The organism is Morganella psychrotolerans (assembly GCF_965118875.1).
Lineage (GTDB): Bacteria > Pseudomonadota > Gammaproteobacteria > Enterobacterales > Enterobacteriaceae > Morganella > Morganella psychrotolerans_C.
Window position 1 is genome coordinate 216,169 of the sequence record NZ_CBCPJD010000004.1, and the last position, 17,716, is coordinate 233,884.

A 17,716-nucleotide genomic window follows, 5' to 3' on the forward strand; every position below is an offset into this window, starting at 1 on the left:
TTTCTACATTATAATGTGGGATATATTTTATCTATACCGTCAGGTGCGTTGCTCCCCTACACCGCCGTAAAACTATATTCTTTTCATTAGTAATTCCGGTCCGACTGATAAAATATTTTTTTATAATTTAAACAATTGCGAAAAATACTCACGTAAAAAAAGCAAAATAACTGAACACTCATGGTTTATAGATATGACTGATACCATCATGCATTATAACTTACTCTTAAAAGATAAAGAGCAAAACCCATATAATGTTTTTAGTAATTCAATATCTAACATTGAACAGACAATAAGTAACAATAAATTACAAGAGCAGGGTATCTATAATCACCCTGCTCCTGATTGCACGTTAAGCCACAACATCTGTACTATCGAGGTTATCGTTAATAATATTCCTCAATGTACCCGTATGCCTTTCCGAATAGCTCCTTATCTTTACCTAATCCAAATTGAGTCAGAGTCAGAAAAAGCGCTTTTTGAATTTCACGCGGACCACTGTTGGAATTTTGCCAGCCATCAAAGCGGGTCGCTTTAACTATTTTATCGATTTGCTCGACAACATCACCGATTAACTTAGGGGTAGTTTCCGGGCGGGTTTCCAGGAAAAGCGTAGTTAAAGCCTGTTTATTATCTGCTTCAGTTACCGGGCGTTCACCCGTTTCGCGCTCGGCTTGTACTGTCTTTTTCGCCGCATCCAACAAGCCTTTCAACCAGTCGATAGCCTTGATAACACCAGCTTCATAGTCCTGACGTAATTTTTCCAGGCGCTCACCCAATGCTACAAATTTTGGGTCATGACTGCCGCGCAAACGCCCCATAAGATCAATCTCAAGGCGTTTGGCTCGTTGTTCCTGCTCTTTAGTGGTCAGGGTAAAAATGGCGTGCTCGTCCATGATCAACTCGTCAATATCATCGCGGATACGGTTGATATCAGTGTGCTCATGGATCATCTTGATGGTTTCAGGACCAAGCGCAGCCCAAACCAGTGCTCCGGTCTGACCAACCGGACGCACCGATTCATAAATTTGCGCCAACCATTTATAATCCTGACGATACGGAGATAAAAAAGGATCGGGGTTGATAGCTGACCATAATTTGGATAACACACCAAAACTGGCAGCAAATTCATCACGTTTATCGTTGGTTGGCAGGCATTCCTGCGCGGCCATAATGCCTTCAAAACCTTCTAAGGAACGATCCACACCAGGGAAGAAGGACAAACACTTATTCAGTTGTAATGGCAATAACTCTTTAAATGCCTCAATTCCTTCTACAACCCCTTCAATTTCTTCAGGGTTATAGGCCAGAGCGGTACGCAGGTTTTCGAAAACGCCCAGGTAGTCGATAATTAATCCCATATCCTTGCGTGCATCATCGGTTTCGTACAACCGGTTGGTTCGGCACATAGCCTGCAAAAGGGTATGATCGCGTAAAGGCTTATCAAGGTACATGCAATAGCAAATCGGTGCATCAAAACCCGTAAGTAGTTTGGCGGTAACGATGAGCAGCTGTAATGAATGCTCCGGATCTTTAAAACTTTCAATCAGATCCTTCTGTACCTGTTCTTCCGCATCAATATGCTGCCAGCGTTCGAAATCGGCTTGTTTAACAGGCAGATCCAACTCATCATGCCATTTTAGCCAGTCCTTGTTGAGCTTATCTTTTTTACCACCTTCTTCAACTTTAACCGGCGCCTGGTCAACGTTCATAACCACTTCAACCGCATCAAAACCAAGCTTTTCACCGAGCAAATAATACATCTGCACGCAGGCTTCGCGATCGTATACCACAACCATGCCTTTCATCCTTTTCGGCATGACATGGCTGGTAAAATGCTCAACAATGTCATTACTCACCGCAGCCATTCGTCTCGGGGATTTCAGCATGATAGCCAACTTCCCGGCACGTCTGGACAATGCCGCTTTTTCTTCTTCATCCAGATTATTTTCGTTAACGAGTTGCTCGAACTCTTCATTGATGGCATCACGATCAACCCGTAACTCAGCCAGACGGGGTTCAAACTTCACCGGGTTGGTCGCACCATCACGGATCGACTGCTTATAGCTGTAGCGACTCATATAGCGACCAGGATCTTCTTCGGCACCGAACAACTTAAATGTATTACGATCAATGCCGGAAATTGGTGTACCAGTCAGTCCATAGAAGTGGGCATTGGGCAGCGCCCAGCGCATTTTCTCACCTAAGCCCCCTTCCTGAGTCCGATGGGCTTCGTCAACCAGCACAATGATGTTGTCACGGTTGTTCAGACCATTGGGATTGCTATCATCAATGTCGATATCTTTAAATTTAAAGATGGTGGTGATTAAAATACCACGACTGTCTTGCTCAATGTATTCGCCCAGTTTTTTGCAGCTTTGCACTTTAATCAGATTCTTAACGTCAGCTCCGCCAAAGGTTTCGTTAATTTGACTGTCCAGATCTCGCCGGTCCACTACGATGAGTACCGTCGGGTTTTTTAACGCATTGTCGGCACGCAGCATTTTGGCGGCATAAAGCATCAGCAAGGATTTACCCGACCCCTGGAAATGCCAAATCAGACCCTTTTTTGGATAGCCTCTGCGAACACGTTCAACGATTTGTTTTGCTGCTTCAAATTGCGGATAACGCGGCAGGATTTTAATGCGCTTAGGCGGGATATTTTTGCCTGTTCTGACGGTTGAAAATAATGCAAAAGATTCCAGTAGCTGCAACAAAGTCTGCGGATTTAACAGACCCCCGCAGCTATTGAGTACCGATGCCAATCCCGGCAGAATCTCATCTCGAAGCTCAGTATTATGCCAGGGCCCCCAATCTTTTACCCGGGCGTTAATGGCACCATAGGCAAAAGTTTTTCCTTCGCTGGCAAAGCACAGCAAATTAGGAACAAAGAAAGATTCAACATTTTTCCAGTAGTGCTTTTTACCACCCATAAAATCAGCGGCGCCATCTTGCCAGGTCACACTGGGACGTGTTGCGGTTTTAACTTCCCCCACGACTAACGGTATACCGTTCACATAAAGGACAATATCAAAATAGACTTCAGTGGACGCGATATAATGCACCTGCTGAGCTACCACAAAGTGGTTGTTTTCTATGTGTTCAAAATCAATTAGGTTGATGGTGATATGGTCGCCATTCTCACCAAACGGCAAGGTTTTTTCGGCCATCAACCATTCCTGAAAGTTTTCATTGGCCTTTACCAAACCGGTATGGCGGGCTTCTAAAACCACACCCCGCAGTTTGTAGATGACCTCATCAGCGTAATCTGGCTGTCTGCCGATATCAGGGTTTAACGAACAAAGCGCGTCTTTTAGCCACTCATCAACGAAGATATCCTGCGCTTGTTTAGGCAGGTTTTCGCCGTGGCAGTAAGTCCACCTGACCCCGCTTAAACCTTTTAAACGGTCGATAATTCCATTTTCTGTGACGGTCTGTTCGTTAAACATTTATGCACCTATAATATTATTTCTAATGTTATCTCTTTTGCTCTGATTGTTTTTCATTACATCTTGGGCATTCATTAAACAATTGATTAAATTGCCAATTTTATCTTGCTTTGATTTGGTTGGGATATAAATATCTATATCTAACATTTTATCTTGAGAAATATTCTTCATAGACCCGCTAGTGCCAGTAGCAACTTTACTCAATCGCCCACTTATTCTAAGGTACTGGAGTAAATGCAATAACCAGTATTTGTTTACACCTTCAGCAACCTCAGCTCTCCATATTTTATCTGGCGTAAACATGTTATGAGCTTTCTTTTTAACCAGGCAACTATCCCCAACAAGCTGTAACGTATTTGCTCGAGTAACAAGTAAATCATTCACCTCAGGACAAATATTTAATTTCTCAACTTCCTCATTTACTGTAACTAATTTGTTTTCCTCAGACTTATAACTGCCTGAAGATACAGCACTAACTTTTAGGACACCTATTTGATCTTTATCTGCTGCACAGGAAAAAGATTTAACACTTTTTCCTGGAGAAAGCTTCAGAATAACATCCTTCAGTTTTCCATTTGGTGAAGAATCCGAAGAAAAATAGAACTCCCTGTAAACAACCGCCCATAGTTGCTCAAAAGAACTAGAAACACCTTCGTTAATTCTATCAACCTTATCAAAGAAACTGAAAATATCTACTTTTCGCTTCTGTTCAACATCAAGTAATAAAGGTACATCTAAATCGGCCAATAATTTGAACTTCGTTCTAGGAGAAAGTGACCCTGATGATGTTTTTATTGCCCAACTCCACATTAATTCACTTTGAACTATATATGGAAGCAATTCTTCTGAAATAAAATTATGAGTTGACTTCATAACTATAATATCACCCGAACAAACACCATCAAACTCAGCAATTGCAGCTTTCTTTAGATAGGCTCGTCGCTTCCCAAATAGAATATGACCTTTTTTGAAAACCCGGGTAAAACTAGGGTTGTCTTCTTTGATAAGTCCCCAACGCTTTATCTTTAACGATCCAGAATCTAAATGCTCTAAACCAATATATCGCTCATAGCCATCAGCAATGGGATCTTTAGTACTAATTTTTACCTCGCGGCAAATATCACCAAATTTAACAGATATCTTATCAGCCATTTTTTTCCACCTCATAACCTAACTGCGTGAGGCTATCGAATAATTTATTAGTCTGTTTTTTTAATTGCACACGGCTGACTTTCCATGCCTCGATAGCATGCTGAATGTCATGCGTTTCGACATTACTTTGTGCTTGGACATACAGTGGGATCGACAAGTTGTAGAGATTATCTTTGATAGCCTCAATATCTACTAAAGCAGTAATGTCACTTTGCATCTCCGGCTTAAAATAAGCTTCACATAACACCGACAAATCGTTATCAGATAAACGGCTATGGGCACGTTCACGGGTGACATGCTCAACCCCGTTGATAAACAACACCTTATTTTTGCGCTCGGCTGGTTTATTGCAATTAAGCACCACCACGCAAGATTCCATCGGCGAGTTGTAAAATAGGTTCGGCCCCAACCCAATTACCGCTTCAATGATGTCCGATTCAATCACCTGTTTACGTATGGATTGCTCAGAATCCCGGAACAGAACACCGTGCGGCCATAGCATGGCAGCACGACCGGTATCTGTCTTCAGGCTTTTGATAATATGGGTATAAAACGCATAGTCGGCACAGCCTTGCGGCGGCACGCCATAGAGATTACGTCCATAGGGATCGGCGGAAAACTTGTCACGATTCCATTTTTTGATGGAATACGGCGGGTTGGCAAAAATCACATCAAACTGCTTGAGCCGATCGTTCTCAATAAACTTTGGTTCAGCCAAAGTATCACCGCGCAGCACATCAAACTCTTCAATATCGTGCAGGAACATATTCATACGAGCAATAGCGGAAGTCAGCAGATTCACTTCCTGTCCATAAAGATGCACAGAGCGCCACTCTTCTCCTCTGGCACGGAGATCCATCACTGCATTTAGCAACATCCCGCCAGTACCGCAAGTAGGGTCGTAGGCAATTTCACCCGGTTTTAAGCCCATAATGCGCGTCATTAAATGCACGACTGTCCGGTTGGTATAAAATTCTGCCGCAGTATGACCGGAATCATCAGCAAACTTTTTAATCAGGTATTCGTAGGCTTCACCAAGATCATCCTGAGCGACAGATTTAATACCGAGCGGAATTTTACTGAAATGTTCAATCAGGTCCGTCAACAGATGATCGGGCAGGCGCTCTTTATTGGTCCACTGCGCATCACCAAAGACGCCATGTAAACGTGGGTTATTGGCCTCAATCAGTCGAAGCGCATTCTGGATCGCTTCACCAATGTTCTTAGTGGTATTGCGAACCTTTTCCCAACTGGCTTCTGAGGGAATGCTAAAACGATGAAACATCGGCATGGCAGCGTATTCAGCATCACCTTTATGGAGCTCCATCGCTTCGTCATATTCTTCCAGATAGACATCTGACAGGCGTTTATAAAACAGCAAGGGGAAGACATACTGCTTGTAGTCTGATGCGTCAATTTGGCCACGAAGAAACTCGGCTGCTCCCCAGAGCAGCTCTTCCAGTTTTTTATTACTCATGGTACTCATATCTCAAACCCTTCTTTGATAAGCAGGGCTTCCAGCTCCTCTTCTGCTTTTTCCAGCTCAGCGAGCTTCAGTTGAAAATCTTTGAGCGCCTCTTCCACAGTGATGGTTTCTTCTTCAAGTGGCTTTTGCACATAACGAGCAATATTAAGATTGAAGTCATTTTCTTCAATCTCCTTTAAAGGTACCCAGCGCGCAACACCTTCGATTTCTTTTGCGTCTGGCCCCTGTAGTGCCCGGTCATGATAGATTTGGTATATGTCATCGGCCTGCTTGTTGGACAGCGTATTCTGCGCACGGCCCTTGGTATAGATTTCTTCAGCATTGATGATCAATACATGGTCTTTATGCGTTGCCGGGCGTGATTTGCACAGCACCAAAATACATGCAGGAATACCAGTGCCATAGAACAGGTTGGAAGCGACACCAATAATTGCCACAATACGATTTTCTTGCAGCAATTTGGTTCGAATTGCCCCCTCAGCACCGCCACGAAACAGCACACCATGAGGTAATACGACTGCCATACGCCCATTGTCGTTAAGTGAAGCGAACATATGCTGCACCCAGGCAAAATCACCATTTGTTTTAGGTGCAAGACCATATTGCTTGCGGCCATAGGGATCGTTCGACCACAGATCGTAGCCCCATTCCTTTAAGCTAAACGGTGGGTTGGCAACAACACAATCGAACGTTTCTAAACGATCACTTTTTAAAAACTTAGGTTCACGCAGCGTATCTCCACGAACAATATCGAAATCTTCCTGACCGTGCAGGAATAGGTTCATCCGCGCGATAGCTTCTGTCGTCAGGTTTTTTTCCTGACCTTTGATTTTTAGCAGGCGCGGATCACCACCGTTTTCTTTTACATGGTGAATAGTCTCGAGTAACATACCGCCAGTACCACAGGCTGGATCGTAAACGCTCTCACCGGCTTTTGGATCGAGAATGTTAACCATCAAGCGAACAATAGTACGTGGGGTGTAGAACTCACCAGCTTTTTTGTTAGCTTTGTCTGCAAAGCGTTTGATCAGATACTCGTATGCACGGCCCATAACATCATCACGGACACTTGCGACACCAAGGTTTACCTTATTGAAGTGATTAAGTAGTGTAGTCAGTAACTCATCAGAAAGGCGTTCTTTATTAGTCCAGCTGGCATCACCAAAAATGCCATGTAGTTTAGAATTTGCCAGCTCTATTCCACGGAAGGAGTCTTTTAAGGCCTGACCGATGTCTTTAGTCTCGGCAAAAACATCACGCCAGTGACAATTCTCAGGTATCTGAATTCGGTGGAACATCTTGCCTTTGGCAAGCTCAGCATCTCCAACACTCTCCATCGCATCAGCAAATTCTTCGTCATAAACATCACAAATACGCTTGAAGAACAGAATTGGAAAAATGTACGTTTTGTAATCTGACGCATCAATAGGCCCGGTGATGATATGGGCAGCATGCCAAAGATGGGCTTCGAGGTCTTTCAGGTTAATCAGTGTCATTAATTTTTCTCTGGACGACTCTGCGATGTTGGAACCTTTTGCAGTAAATCGTGTATTTCACAGTCAAAAAGCACGCAAAACCTTTCTAAGGTATCCGGGTCAACCTTCTGAGCTGTCTCTTTGTAAAGCAAAGTGATGGTATTGCGGCTCAGGCCAGTTTCCCTGACAACATCGGCTATTCGCATCTTATTGTTCGCCCATTAGCCGGGCTAAGATGGTAGCGGATCATCGTGGTCTTTATCGTTGTGCTCAACGTCACCAATCGTACCCCACAATGCGAATTAAATACAAAAAATTCAAGCTGAAATGAAATTACATTGTCCACTTCACCTTATCTGAAATAGTCCTGATTAGCGTTTTCCCGTTGCATACGGTAAATCGCAGACGGAAAATTATTCAGACTTTTATATGTCCGGTTCCGGTTATAATCCTGCATCCGGAACCTGACCATTTCTTTTACCTGACTCAGTGATTCAAATAAATACGCATTTAAAAATTCACGACGGAATGAACCGTTAAATCGCTCAATAAACCCATTCTGCTGTGGTTTTCCCGGTTGAATATAATTCAGTGCCACTCCATTTTCTGTACAAAACTGAACCAGTTTATCCGATATAAATTCCGGTCCGTTGTCCACCCGGATATATTCCGGTAACCCACGTTCTTCTTTTAAACGGGATAAAACACGGATAATCCGTTCGGACGGTAATGAGGTATCAACTTCAATGGCCAGACAACCTCTCTCTCTCACCTCAGGAAGAAGAGGAAGTCAAAATTTAAGCGGACTGTCATGTCTGCAATAATATCGTGTATTTAACCGGAACAACTCATTAAATAATTGATTACTGTAGTTCTACTGATTATTTCAGTTTTGTTTTTTAGCTTAATCGTTTCACTTAAAATAAAAACGATCATACCGCCCCTTATTGTTGCAATATAATTGCAATATATATCATTTTTTGATTATCTTTTTACATATGCAATAATTTAAACCTAAAATGGTTTTTTTTGTTACGCAAATATTTCCTATTTATGATAAATACCAACATAGGTTCACCTCATGCAATTAACGTCTAAAAAAAAGCCATTTTACAGTGTGCTGTATGTTCAGGTTATTGTTGCCATTATTCTGGGGATTTTACTCGGCCACTTCTTTCCGGATACCGGTGAGTCTTTAAAGCCTTTGGGTGATGCTTTTATCAAAATTGTTAAGATGGTTATCGCACCGGTTATCTTTTTAACTGTCGTAACGGGTATTGCCGGAATGAGTAATATGAAAGCTGTCGGAACAGTAGCAGGTAAATCGATGGCTTATTTTCTTTTTTTTTCCACGGTAGCACTCCTGCTGGGTCTGGTCGTTGCTAATATTATTCGTCCGGGGGACGGACTGAATATACCAGTAGAGTCACTCGATGCCAGTAAAGTAGAAGGCTACGTACAGCAGGCTCATGAATCATCCATTGTCGGATTTCTGATGAATATTATTCCGGAAACGGTTATCAGTCCTTTGACAAACGGCAATATTTTGCAGGTTCTATTTGTTTCTGTGATATTTGGTATTGCACTTGCTGCATCAGGTAAACTCGCCGGACCATCTCTTGCATTCTTTCAGAATATATCTGAGCCGGTATTTAAAATGGTTTCTATACTGATGAAACTGGCACCAATCGGAGCATTTGGTGCAATGGCATTCACTATCGGAAAGTACGGAATTTCCTCTATCGGTAATCTTCTGTTACTGGTCATGACTTTCTATATTACGGCATTGTTATTCGTACTTGTGATTCTCGGTGCAGTTGCGCGATATAACGGTTTCTCTATCCTGGCACTAATTAAATATATAAAAGATGAACTATGGCTTGTTCTGGGAACATCTTCATCAGAAGCAGCGTTACCAAGTCTTATGCGAAAAATGGAAAATGCGGGTTGTGAAAAATCTGTAGTGGGATTAGTTATTCCTACAGGTTATTCCTTTAACCTGGATGGAACCAATATTTATATGACGATGGCTGCATTGTTTATTGCCCAGGCAACTAATATTGAATTAACGCTAACCCAGCAAATAACTCTGCTATTGGTTGCAATGGTTAGCTCCAAAGGTGCTGCGGGAGTAACCGGTGCAGGCTTTATTACTCTTGCGGCAACGCTCTCTGTTGTACCAACTGTCCCGGTTGCCGGGATGGCATTGATTTTGGGTATCGATCGATTTATGTCTGAGTGCCGGGCATTAACAAATCTAGTGGGGAATGCATGCGCCAGTATCGTAATTGCCCGCTGGGAAAATGCACTTGATACTGAGAAAATGAATCATGCATTGAATGGAAAAAATATTAGTTGAGCATCGTTATTTTATTGCAGCACTGTTGCGATTACTACACGCCGGAACAGACTAACACAGGTCAGAAACAAGGCGTATATTTGCAACAGCGCGGCAATAAAAGAGTATGAAAACATTCGGGAGTGGCTACTTGTCCACTCCCCTCTTACCTGTAACAATTCTGATTAGAGTTTTCCGGTTGAAAATGATTCAGTGTCACTCCGTTCACTGTACAAAACTGAACCAGTTTATCCGATATAAATTCCGGTCAGCTATCCGATAATCCCCCTGCCATATGGGATCTAGCGGGTTATCAACCTGATATTTGTGAGTATTTTTTACCAAATTCTTCCACTCTTTGTAAAAAGGAGGATTTTGGATCTTTTTTACATGATTCAATAATTACCGGAATTGTGGTCATAATTCCCTGTATATCGATCGTGGAATCTTCAACCTTATTTTTATTAGTTATAATCCCGGCCATACCAATAGCTGTCGGATAGAAATTTTCATCAATAGAAAGGAAATCTCCACATGTCCATTGTGAGACCGGTTTCTGCGTAACATCGTTTTTCGTGTCGGAGCTCTCAGCATAGGCACTGGCCATAGCCGTGACAATTACACCAACAATGATTAGTTTTTTCATTATCTTCTCGCTTGTATATTGTATAGTAGTAATAACACATTAATCAGATTAGCAATTTATTAATGAATATTCATCATGGAACTACTTATCCCGGAAAATATATGTTGTTATTCTTATTTTCCCAAAAACAGATAGCCACTCCATAATTATATACCAGGTTATTTTGATAGCCGATTGGAACCTGCTACCGGATATTTGACTACCGACCTGCCTGTGCTGAGATACAGCAGATATTCCTGCAGTTGTCAGGTGTGTGATATAAGTATTGCTCAGTGACAAGGGCAACTTTCTAAACCGGGACATGCTGATGATAAACTCATTATCCAAAGCGTTAGCCGCTTTTTTGCCGGCTATCCGGATTATCACTCCATGGGTTATCGGGATTATAGCAAGACAACCAACATTGGGTAGCCTTATGGCTTTCGGTGCTTATTTGCTGGTTGTTTCTTTCCCCGTTCTTCCCCTGCGATACTCACTGCTTTTCCTGCTCCGCGGGCTGGTATAATTTCTCTCTTTGCCGTTTTGGGGTTCAGTATTACGTTTGGCAGTATATCATTTTTTATTTGTTCGGTAGTTTGTGCAATTCTTCAATCTATTGCAGAACTGCGTGGCTCATACCTGTGGGTACCTGTTGCATTAGGTGTGTTGGCATATTTCCGGCCATTATTTTGTTACCGCGCAGCGATAAATCTCCGGCGATATAGCCCTGACATTTAATCTGGCACCTGGTGCTGGTTCTGTTTATCTGGCTGCGGACCGGGTATTACTGACTGTTATTGCGCTTGTTATTACTATTCTGATGCTTCGTTTTTTACCTGAAAAAATAAATTGAGATTGTTAGTCTAATTAACTAATTATTATTAACATTTTATCAGAGATAACATTAACGCTCTTATATCGGCCCATATAATCGGATCCGCCCCAACCCAGTCAAAATAATCAGATAAAATTCTCTGGCGATATAGAATTTGAGGTAACGTACATCACTTTCGCCAGCAGTCTTTCTCTGTTTGTCGCTGAACATAAACTTTCGTGTATTGATTGTTGTACATACGTACCAGGGTACATTGATTTACTCTGACTCCGTATCTCCTGATGTGCTCCGACCCGCCAATTATGTCCTTTCAGCAACGTCCCCGGCCACTTATTGCCGACAATTTTCCCTGTTCAATATACGAATACCTGACAACTCAGTGGATGATGCCCGCATTTAAAGGCTGAGGAATTGTCCATGACGCATTCATTAGTGATACATATTATTCATTAAAATCAAAAGTATAAATTAACTTATCCTAACAGAAGGTCAGATGTCTGATGAGTTTCCGTGTTCCCCGGGGGGTACTTCTTATAATTAGTTCCATATAGAACGATTATGATTAATAATACTCATTATCGTTATCATTCGTCTCTGTGGGTTATCATGGGTAATATTTTATATTTCAGACTTTCAGTTATTACACTTCATATTTCCGTTGCCCTTTGTGCTGTACCCGCGTACTCACAAACAGCAAACAGCAATAATTCTGACACTGTTATTGTCAGCGCCCAGGCTCTGAAAGTTGACACCGCATTACAGGAAACACCGAAATCAGTTTCCGTTATTACGCAAAAAGAACTGGAAACCCGCGCACCGCAAAAGCTGGATGAAGCTCTGCGCTACACCTCGGGGGTAACAACCCAGCCTTACGGTGCGGATAATGATACTGACTGGTTTAAAGTACGTGGCTTTGATGCCGCGACCTATCTGGATAACAGCCGTTTATTCCGCGACGGGTATTATACCTGGCTGCTTGAACCTTATGGTTTTGAACAAATTGAAGTCGTTAAAGGTGCTTCTGCTGTTCTGTTTGGCGAATCGACCCCGGGTGGTGCTGTAAACGTAGTGACAAAAAAGCCGCTGTTTACCCCGAAAGGTGAATTTTTCCTCGAAGCAGGAAACAATGATCAGCGCGGGTTTGGTTTTGATGTTGCAGGTAATGCCAGCGAAGATGGCGATATCCGTTACCGGGTAGTCGGTTTGATGAAACAGGCTGACGGTGAGCTGGACAAAACTGATAACAAACGAATTTATCTGGCACCTTCGCTTGCAATGTCCCTTTCTGACGATACCATGCTTACGCTCATGGCAACGTATCTGCATGATGACGGCACACCAACCAATCCGTTTTTCCCTGCTGCCGGTACATTGATCGATTCGCCTTACGGAAAAATTAAACCGTCAACAAATCTTGGTGAGCCGGATTATGATAAATACAAGCGTTCACAATTTTCAGCCGGATATCTGCTGGAACACGATATTGACACGACCTGGCGTTTCTCCCAGCGCCTGAATTATGGTTATAATTCACTGACACTGCGCAGTGTATATGCATTCCCGAACGCAGATACATCTGCAACCTCCCTCGCCCGCGGAGTTGTATTCCGTGACGGTAACAGCCAGAGTGTAACATTCGATAACAACCTGACGGGACAATGGGATTCAGAACGTCTGGAACACACACTACTGGCAGGGGCTGAAATTCAGTATCACCGGACGAAAGGTGATGAACAGGACAGTTATTCATTCAATCCGATCAATCCGTGGGATCCGGTTTACGGACAATACACACCACTGGATCCTGCCGATAATATTAACCGGACAATTAATAAAACGCAGGCAAGCCTCTATTCCCAGTATCAAATCAAACTGGACGGCAAATGGATTGGTGTTGCCGGAGTGCGCTATGATCAGGTAAAAACTGAGAATAAAAATCAGAAAGATCATAATGATAAATCCCGGAATGATGGTGAGGTCAGCGTCAATGCCGGACTGATGTATCTGGCAGATAACGGGCTATCACCGTACACCAACTATTCACAGTCATTTGAAGTGATGAGCACCATCGACCCTGCGACCGGTGATTTGTATAAACCACTGAAAGGTGAACAAATTGAGGCCGGAGTGAAATATACGCCTTCATTCCTCGATGGTTATCTGAATATTGCCTGGTTCAGTATTGAGCAAAAAAATGCACTGGTGACCAATCCGGATACCTTTGTTGCCACACAGACAGGAAAAGTCACGTCAACCGGAGCAGAAACTGAAGGGTTTGTGCAGCTGACAGATAATGTTAATGTTCAGGCATCCTATACCTATACAAATGCCAAAACAGATAATACCGGTGGTCAGGGGCGTAAGCAGATTGCGCTTATCCCTGAACATATGGCATCCGCCTGGGTCAATTACACACTGCCGGTAGCCGGTAACGGAGAACTGACGCTCGGCTCAGGTGTCCGCTATCTCGGTAAATCAAAAGACAGCCCGGCAAGCAGTGATCGTACCGTATCCGCCGCTACATTGTGGGATGCTGCGGTAATTTATAAGCTGAACAAACAGTGGCAGCTTCAGGCTAATGTTAATAACCTGCTGAATAAAGAATATATTTCCGCATGTGATTATTACTGCTATTACGGCCAATCCCGTTCTGTTGTCGTTCAGACCAAATACAGCTGGTAGTTATGTTTACACTGAATGATATTCGTATTGTACGTGACGGGCGGGTAATTTTAACCATCCCGTCCCTGACGATCCCGGCAACGGAACTGACTGTTGTACTGGGCCATAACGGGTCAGGAAAATCCACCCTGGTTGATTTGCTGGCCGGTCAGACCCGGCCGGATCAGGGTGAGATTTTGCTGAATGGTAAAAATCTCACCGGTTACACCAGGCGGGAACTGGCACAACAAGTGGCATTTTTGCCGCAAAAACTGCCGGTTTCTGCGGGGCTGACCGTTCGTGAACTGGTCAAACTGGGACGTTTTCCCTGGCGCGGTACATTTGGCCGCTGGCATCCGGAAGATAACATTATCATCTCACAAGCAATGGAGAGTGCCGGTGTCACGGAATTTGCACAAACGCCCGCCGATAATTTATCCGGTGGTGAACGCCAGCGTGCATGGGTTGCCATGTTACTGGCACAGCAATCACCGGTACTGATCCTCGATGAACCGACATCCGCGCTGGATATTCACCATCAGTACCAGTTGATGAGTCTGCTGCAGGATCTGAACCGCACACAGCGTACCGGTATCATCGTTATCCTTCATGATCTTAATCTTGCATTGCAGTATGCAACCCATATTATCGCCCTGAAAAAAGGCAAAGTAGCGTTCGAAGGGGATGCTGCATTGCTGGAAGATGAAACCCGTCTTTCCGGGTTATATGAAACGGCTATCCGGTTAATACCGCACCCGGATACGGAACAACGAAAAGTAGCGGTCGTATGCAACTGATATTACTACGTTTAGCCCGGACATCCGTCATATTATTTTTGATGATTGCGGGAGCAGGACACGCGGCTGTCACAATAAATGATGATCGCGGCGGACACACGTTTAAAACCATACCGCAGCGGGTAGTCGTACTGGACTGGGATCTGCTTGAACAAACACTGTCATTAGGGATAACGCCTGTCGGGGCAACAGAAACCAGCGGCTACCGGCAGTGGGTCGGACTGCCGGTACTGACAGAAAATGTTGCTGAAACCGGAACCCGGGCTGAACCGAATCTTGAAAAAATTGCCGGACTGAAGCCGGATGTCATCCTGGCAGGTGCATCACAGGCGGATCTGATTCCGCTGTTAGAGCAGATAGCTCCCGTGGTTTATCTGACCAATTTTTCAGCGGCAGATGATGCCGCTCCGGTGGCTATCCGTCATCTTAAAACGCTGGGGATACTTTTTGACAAAGAACGGCTGGCGGATAAACAACTGGCTGCGTTAACTCAGCGGTTTACGGAGCTGCGCAATAAATTGGAGGCTGTCTATCCTCCGGGTACACGGGTCGCTGTAATTCGTTTCTCCACGCTGACCACCGTCTTTCTGCCGGCTGATAACTCTGCTGTTAACTATGTACTGCACAACCTTGGCCTGACACCGGCAATCCCCTTGCACGCACAGCCCTGGGGGATCGCTCAGCGGCGGATCAATGCATTACAGCAGGTCGGTGACGGCTATGTTCTCTGGCTCCGCCCTTTTCCTGAAGAAAAAAAGCTGGCAGATACCCGCCTGTGGCAGGCTATGCCATTTGTGAAGCAGGGCAAAATCAATGGCGTTGCCCCGGTCTGGAATTACGGTGGCGTGTATTCATTGCAGCGGATGGCGGATGCGATTACTGATAGTTTGCTGGAGATTGCCCCCGCCTCATGAAAATTCGTTACCTTATACTCTTTCCGTTGCTGTTTGTTCTGCTGATAGTAATTAACTTACAGCTTGAACCGGGCTTATCTGTGCAGCAGCAACTCAGCCTGATTTTCACACCGGATACGGCACAAACGTTTCCGGCTGTATTTTATCTTTACGGACAGTTACCAAGACTTTGCATGGCATTGCTGGCCGGCGCAACACTGGGGCTGACCGGCAGCCTGATGCAACAACTGACACAAAATAACCTCACTTCTCCGATGACACTCGGGACGTCATCCGGTGCCTGGCTGGCGCTGGTTATTTTATCTGTCAGTTTCAGCGAATTATCTGCTGATTATGCCGTTCCCGTTGCAACCGGAGGCGCTCTGCTGGCATTTGCATTCGTCATTCTGATTACGGGAAGCCGTAATATTACCGGATTGCCACTGATTGTTTCCGGTATGGTGGTCAATATCCTGCTTGGTGCTGTTGCAACAGCAGTGATTACCCTGAATTCACAGTTTGCACAAAATATTTTTATGTGGGGAGCCGGTGACCTGACTCAGGATGGCTGGCAGAATGTCATACAAGTGATGCCGCGTCTGCTGCCCGTACTGTTTATCCTGTTATTTGCCCCGCGGATACTGACTGTATTAAGGTTGGGACACCAGGGAGCGCAAGCCCGGGGATTATCTGTTCTGCCGGTATTTTTGCTGTTTATGGTACTCTCAGCATGGCTGGTTTCTGTCGTGATCAGTACAGCCGGTATGATTGGCTTTATTGGTTTACTGGCACCAAACCTTGTCCGGATTGCCGGCGCACGCACCGCTTTACGGGAGCTGGTTTCCTCTATGATTGCCGGGGCATTTCTGCTGTTGTTTGCTGACACTCTGGCACTGACACTCGGGCAACTGATACAGACGGTGATCCCAACCGGTGTGATGACTGCTGCCATTGGTGCGCCTGCACTTATTGTGTTCAGTCGCCGCCGTTTCACCGCACAGGATCAGATGACAATTATTCTGAAACCGGTTATTTCACCCCGTTTTCTGCCGTACGCGATGAGTGTCGTTATACTACTGCTGCTTGCCGGGCTGATTACCACTGTCTTTTTTCAGCAATCAGAGACCGGATTTCTGTGGGAGTCTCCGGAGCCTTTCCGCTGGTCTCTGAGATGGCCGAGACTGCTGTCTGCTGCCATGGCAGGTATTGCTCTGGCACTGGCCGGAACATTGTTGCAACGGTTAATTTATAATCCGCTGGCAAGCCCGGACATTCTTGGTGTGTCATCCGGTGCGACGGTTGCACTTATCCTGATAAGCGTGTTAACGGGGAGTATGATTCAGACCTCCCTCTGGGGGGCAGCACTGACCGGCAGTGCTTTGGTACTCGGACTTCTGCTTTTACTCGGACGCCGGCACCAGTTTGCACCAGCCACATTAATTCTTACCGGGATTGCGCTCACTGCGGGACTGGAGGCCTTTGTGCAATTCTTTCTGGCGCAGGGGGCGCTGAGTAATTACCGGATACTGCTGTGGCTGTCCGGTTCCACCTATCGTGTCAGCGGAGAGCAAAGCCTGCTTTTCGCATCAATAATTGCCGGACTAACACTTGTCATACTGGCGCTCAGCCGCCGCCTGACACTGATATCCATCGGCAGAGCATTCGCTCAGGCCCGCGGATTACATACCGGCCGTACCGGCCTGCTGGTGCTGACGCTGGTCGCATTGCTGTGTGCACTGGTGACAGCGACTGTCGGACCACTGGCCTTTACCGGCCTGATCGCACCACATATGGCGGCTTTGTGTGGTGCTCAAAAAGTTAAATCACAGCTGATTTTTGCCGGACTGACAGGGGCGGTTCTGATGATATGGGCGGACTGGCTGGGACAGACGCTTATCTGGCCGTCACAGATAGCGGCCGGAACATTGGTATCTGTCCTTGGTGGCTGCTATTTCCTGGGGCTAATGCTGGTCAGCCGTTTTCAGAAAAAACAATGAAATATAAC

At 44.8% G+C, this 17,716-nt stretch carries 12 protein-coding genes and 1 pseudogene; 6 read left to right on the forward strand and 7 right to left on the reverse strand.

The annotated features are described in order from the left end of the window. Nucleotides 1-386: 386 nt before the first annotated feature. From ACMHKJ_RS06325 to ACMHKJ_RS06350, 6 genes and pseudogenes are all read right to left on the reverse strand, one after another. On the reverse strand, nucleotides 387-3,449 hold the full coding sequence (locus tag ACMHKJ_RS06325) for a type I restriction endonuclease subunit R (protein WP_413492644.1): 3,063 nt from the start codon (nucleotides 3,447-3,449) through the stop codon (nucleotides 387-389). Further along, the gene (locus ACMHKJ_RS06330; RefSeq protein WP_413492645.1) at nucleotides 3,450-4,601 is read right to left on the reverse strand and encodes a restriction endonuclease subunit S domain-containing protein; all 1,152 of its coding nucleotides are present in this window, start codon (nucleotides 4,599-4,601) and stop codon (nucleotides 3,450-3,452) included. Continuing rightward, nucleotides 4,594-6,078, reverse strand: a complete 1,485-nt coding sequence (locus tag ACMHKJ_RS06335; protein WP_413492760.1) for a type I restriction-modification system subunit M — start codon at nucleotides 6,076-6,078, stop codon at nucleotides 4,594-4,596. Before ACMHKJ_RS06335 ends, ACMHKJ_RS06330 begins: the two co-directional genes overlap by 8 nt. A gap of 5 nt (nucleotides 6,079-6,083) precedes the next feature. Further along, nucleotides 6,084-7,583 carry a type I restriction-modification system subunit M gene (locus ACMHKJ_RS06340; RefSeq protein ID WP_413492646.1) on the reverse strand — a complete coding sequence of 500 codons (1,500 nt, stop codon included), beginning with the start codon at nucleotides 7,581-7,583 and terminating at the stop codon, nucleotides 6,084-6,086. Then, a complete protein-coding gene (locus ACMHKJ_RS06345) occupies nucleotides 7,583-7,768 on the reverse strand; it encodes a helix-turn-helix domain-containing protein (RefSeq protein ID WP_461435644.1) in 186 nt (61 codons plus the stop codon). The genes ACMHKJ_RS06340 and ACMHKJ_RS06345 overlap by 1 nt, the downstream gene beginning before the upstream one ends. A 146-nt stretch (nucleotides 7,769-7,914) precedes the next feature. Then, nucleotides 7,915-8,325, reverse strand: a pseudogene (locus ACMHKJ_RS06350) (integrase core domain-containing protein); the annotation flags it as partial. A 318-nt stretch (nucleotides 8,326-8,643) separates the two neighbouring features. Between ACMHKJ_RS06350 and ACMHKJ_RS06355 the strand changes: the two are divergent. Further along, nucleotides 8,644-9,921 carry a dicarboxylate/amino acid:cation symporter gene (locus ACMHKJ_RS06355; RefSeq protein WP_413492647.1) on the forward strand — a complete coding sequence of 426 codons (1,278 nt, stop codon included), beginning with the start codon at nucleotides 8,644-8,646 and terminating at the stop codon, nucleotides 9,919-9,921. A gap of 292 nt (nucleotides 9,922-10,213) precedes the next feature. Here the strand turns inward: ACMHKJ_RS06355 and hdeA are convergent, their stop codons facing one another. After that, on the reverse strand, nucleotides 10,214-10,546 hold the full coding sequence (gene hdeA / locus ACMHKJ_RS06360) for an acid-activated periplasmic chaperone HdeA (RefSeq protein ID WP_413492648.1): 333 nt from the start codon (nucleotides 10,544-10,546) through the stop codon (nucleotides 10,214-10,216). Nucleotides 10,547-10,853: 307 nt separating this feature from the next. Between hdeA and ACMHKJ_RS06365 the strand changes: the two genes are divergently transcribed. The 5 genes from ACMHKJ_RS06365 (at nucleotide 10,854) to fhuB (ending at nucleotide 17,708) form a co-directional block, all read left to right on the forward strand. Next, nucleotides 10,854-11,051 carry a hypothetical protein gene (locus ACMHKJ_RS06365; RefSeq protein WP_413492649.1) on the forward strand — a complete coding sequence of 66 codons (198 nt, stop codon included), beginning with the start codon at nucleotides 10,854-10,856 and terminating at the stop codon, nucleotides 11,049-11,051. Between the two features lie 867 nt (nucleotides 11,052-11,918). Next, a complete protein-coding gene (locus tag ACMHKJ_RS06370) occupies nucleotides 11,919-14,042 on the forward strand; it encodes a TonB-dependent siderophore receptor (RefSeq protein WP_413492650.1) in 2,124 nt (707 codons plus the stop codon). Nucleotides 14,043-14,044: 2 nt separating this feature from the next. Next, on the forward strand, nucleotides 14,045-14,818 hold the full coding sequence (locus tag ACMHKJ_RS06375; protein ID WP_413492651.1) for an ABC transporter ATP-binding protein: 774 nt from the start codon (nucleotides 14,045-14,047) through the stop codon (nucleotides 14,816-14,818). After that, nucleotides 14,809-15,732 (forward strand): iron-siderophore ABC transporter substrate-binding protein, encoded by a 924-nt coding sequence (locus ACMHKJ_RS06380; RefSeq protein WP_413492652.1) that lies wholly within the window; start codon nucleotides 14,809-14,811, stop codon nucleotides 15,730-15,732. The genes ACMHKJ_RS06375 and ACMHKJ_RS06380 overlap by 10 nt, the downstream gene beginning before the upstream one ends. Continuing rightward, nucleotides 15,729-17,708: a Fe(3+)-hydroxamate ABC transporter permease FhuB gene (gene fhuB, locus ACMHKJ_RS06385; protein ID WP_413492653.1), complete on the forward strand. Its 1,980-nt coding sequence runs from the start codon at nucleotides 15,729-15,731 to the stop codon at nucleotides 17,706-17,708. Before ACMHKJ_RS06380 ends, fhuB begins: the two co-directional genes overlap by 4 nt. Nucleotides 17,709-17,716: the final 8 nt, after the last annotated feature.

Bases quoted from the DNA above. Each gene is read 5' to 3' on its own strand.
- ACMHKJ_RS06365 (WP_413492649.1), top strand. From the start codon at position 10,854: ATGATAAACTCATTATCCAAAGCGTTAGCCGCTTTTTTGCCGGCTATC.
- ACMHKJ_RS06380 (WP_413492652.1), top strand. From the start codon at position 14,809: ATGCAACTGATATTACTACGTTTAGCCCGGACATCCGTCATATTATTT.
- ACMHKJ_RS06340 (WP_413492646.1), bottom strand. From the start codon at position 7,583: ATGACACTGATTAACCTGAAAGACCTCGAAGCCCATCTTTGGCATGCT.
- ACMHKJ_RS06345 (WP_461435644.1), bottom strand. From the start codon at position 7,768: ATGCGAATAGCCGATGTTGTCAGGGAAACTGGCCTGAGCCGCAATACC.
- ACMHKJ_RS06370 (WP_413492650.1), top strand. From the start codon at position 11,919: ATGATTAATAATACTCATTATCGTTATCATTCGTCTCTGTGGGTTATC.
- ACMHKJ_RS06325 (WP_413492644.1), bottom strand. From the start codon at position 3,449: ATGTTTAACGAACAGACCGTCACAGAAAATGGAATTATCGACCGTTTA.
- ACMHKJ_RS06375 (WP_413492651.1), top strand. From the start codon at position 14,045: ATGTTTACACTGAATGATATTCGTATTGTACGTGACGGGCGGGTAATT.
- ACMHKJ_RS06330 (WP_413492645.1), bottom strand. From the start codon at position 4,601: ATGGCTGATAAGATATCTGTTAAATTTGGTGATATTTGCCGCGAGGTA.
- ACMHKJ_RS06355 (WP_413492647.1), top strand. From the start codon at position 8,644: ATGCAATTAACGTCTAAAAAAAAGCCATTTTACAGTGTGCTGTATGTT.
- fhuB (WP_413492653.1), top strand. From the start codon at position 15,729: ATGAAAATTCGTTACCTTATACTCTTTCCGTTGCTGTTTGTTCTGCTG.
- hdeA (WP_413492648.1), bottom strand. From the start codon at position 10,546: ATGAAAAAACTAATCATTGTTGGTGTAATTGTCACGGCTATGGCCAGT.
- ACMHKJ_RS06335 (WP_413492760.1), bottom strand. From the start codon at position 6,078: ATGAGTAATAAAAAACTGGAAGAGCTGCTCTGGGGAGCAGCCGAGTTT.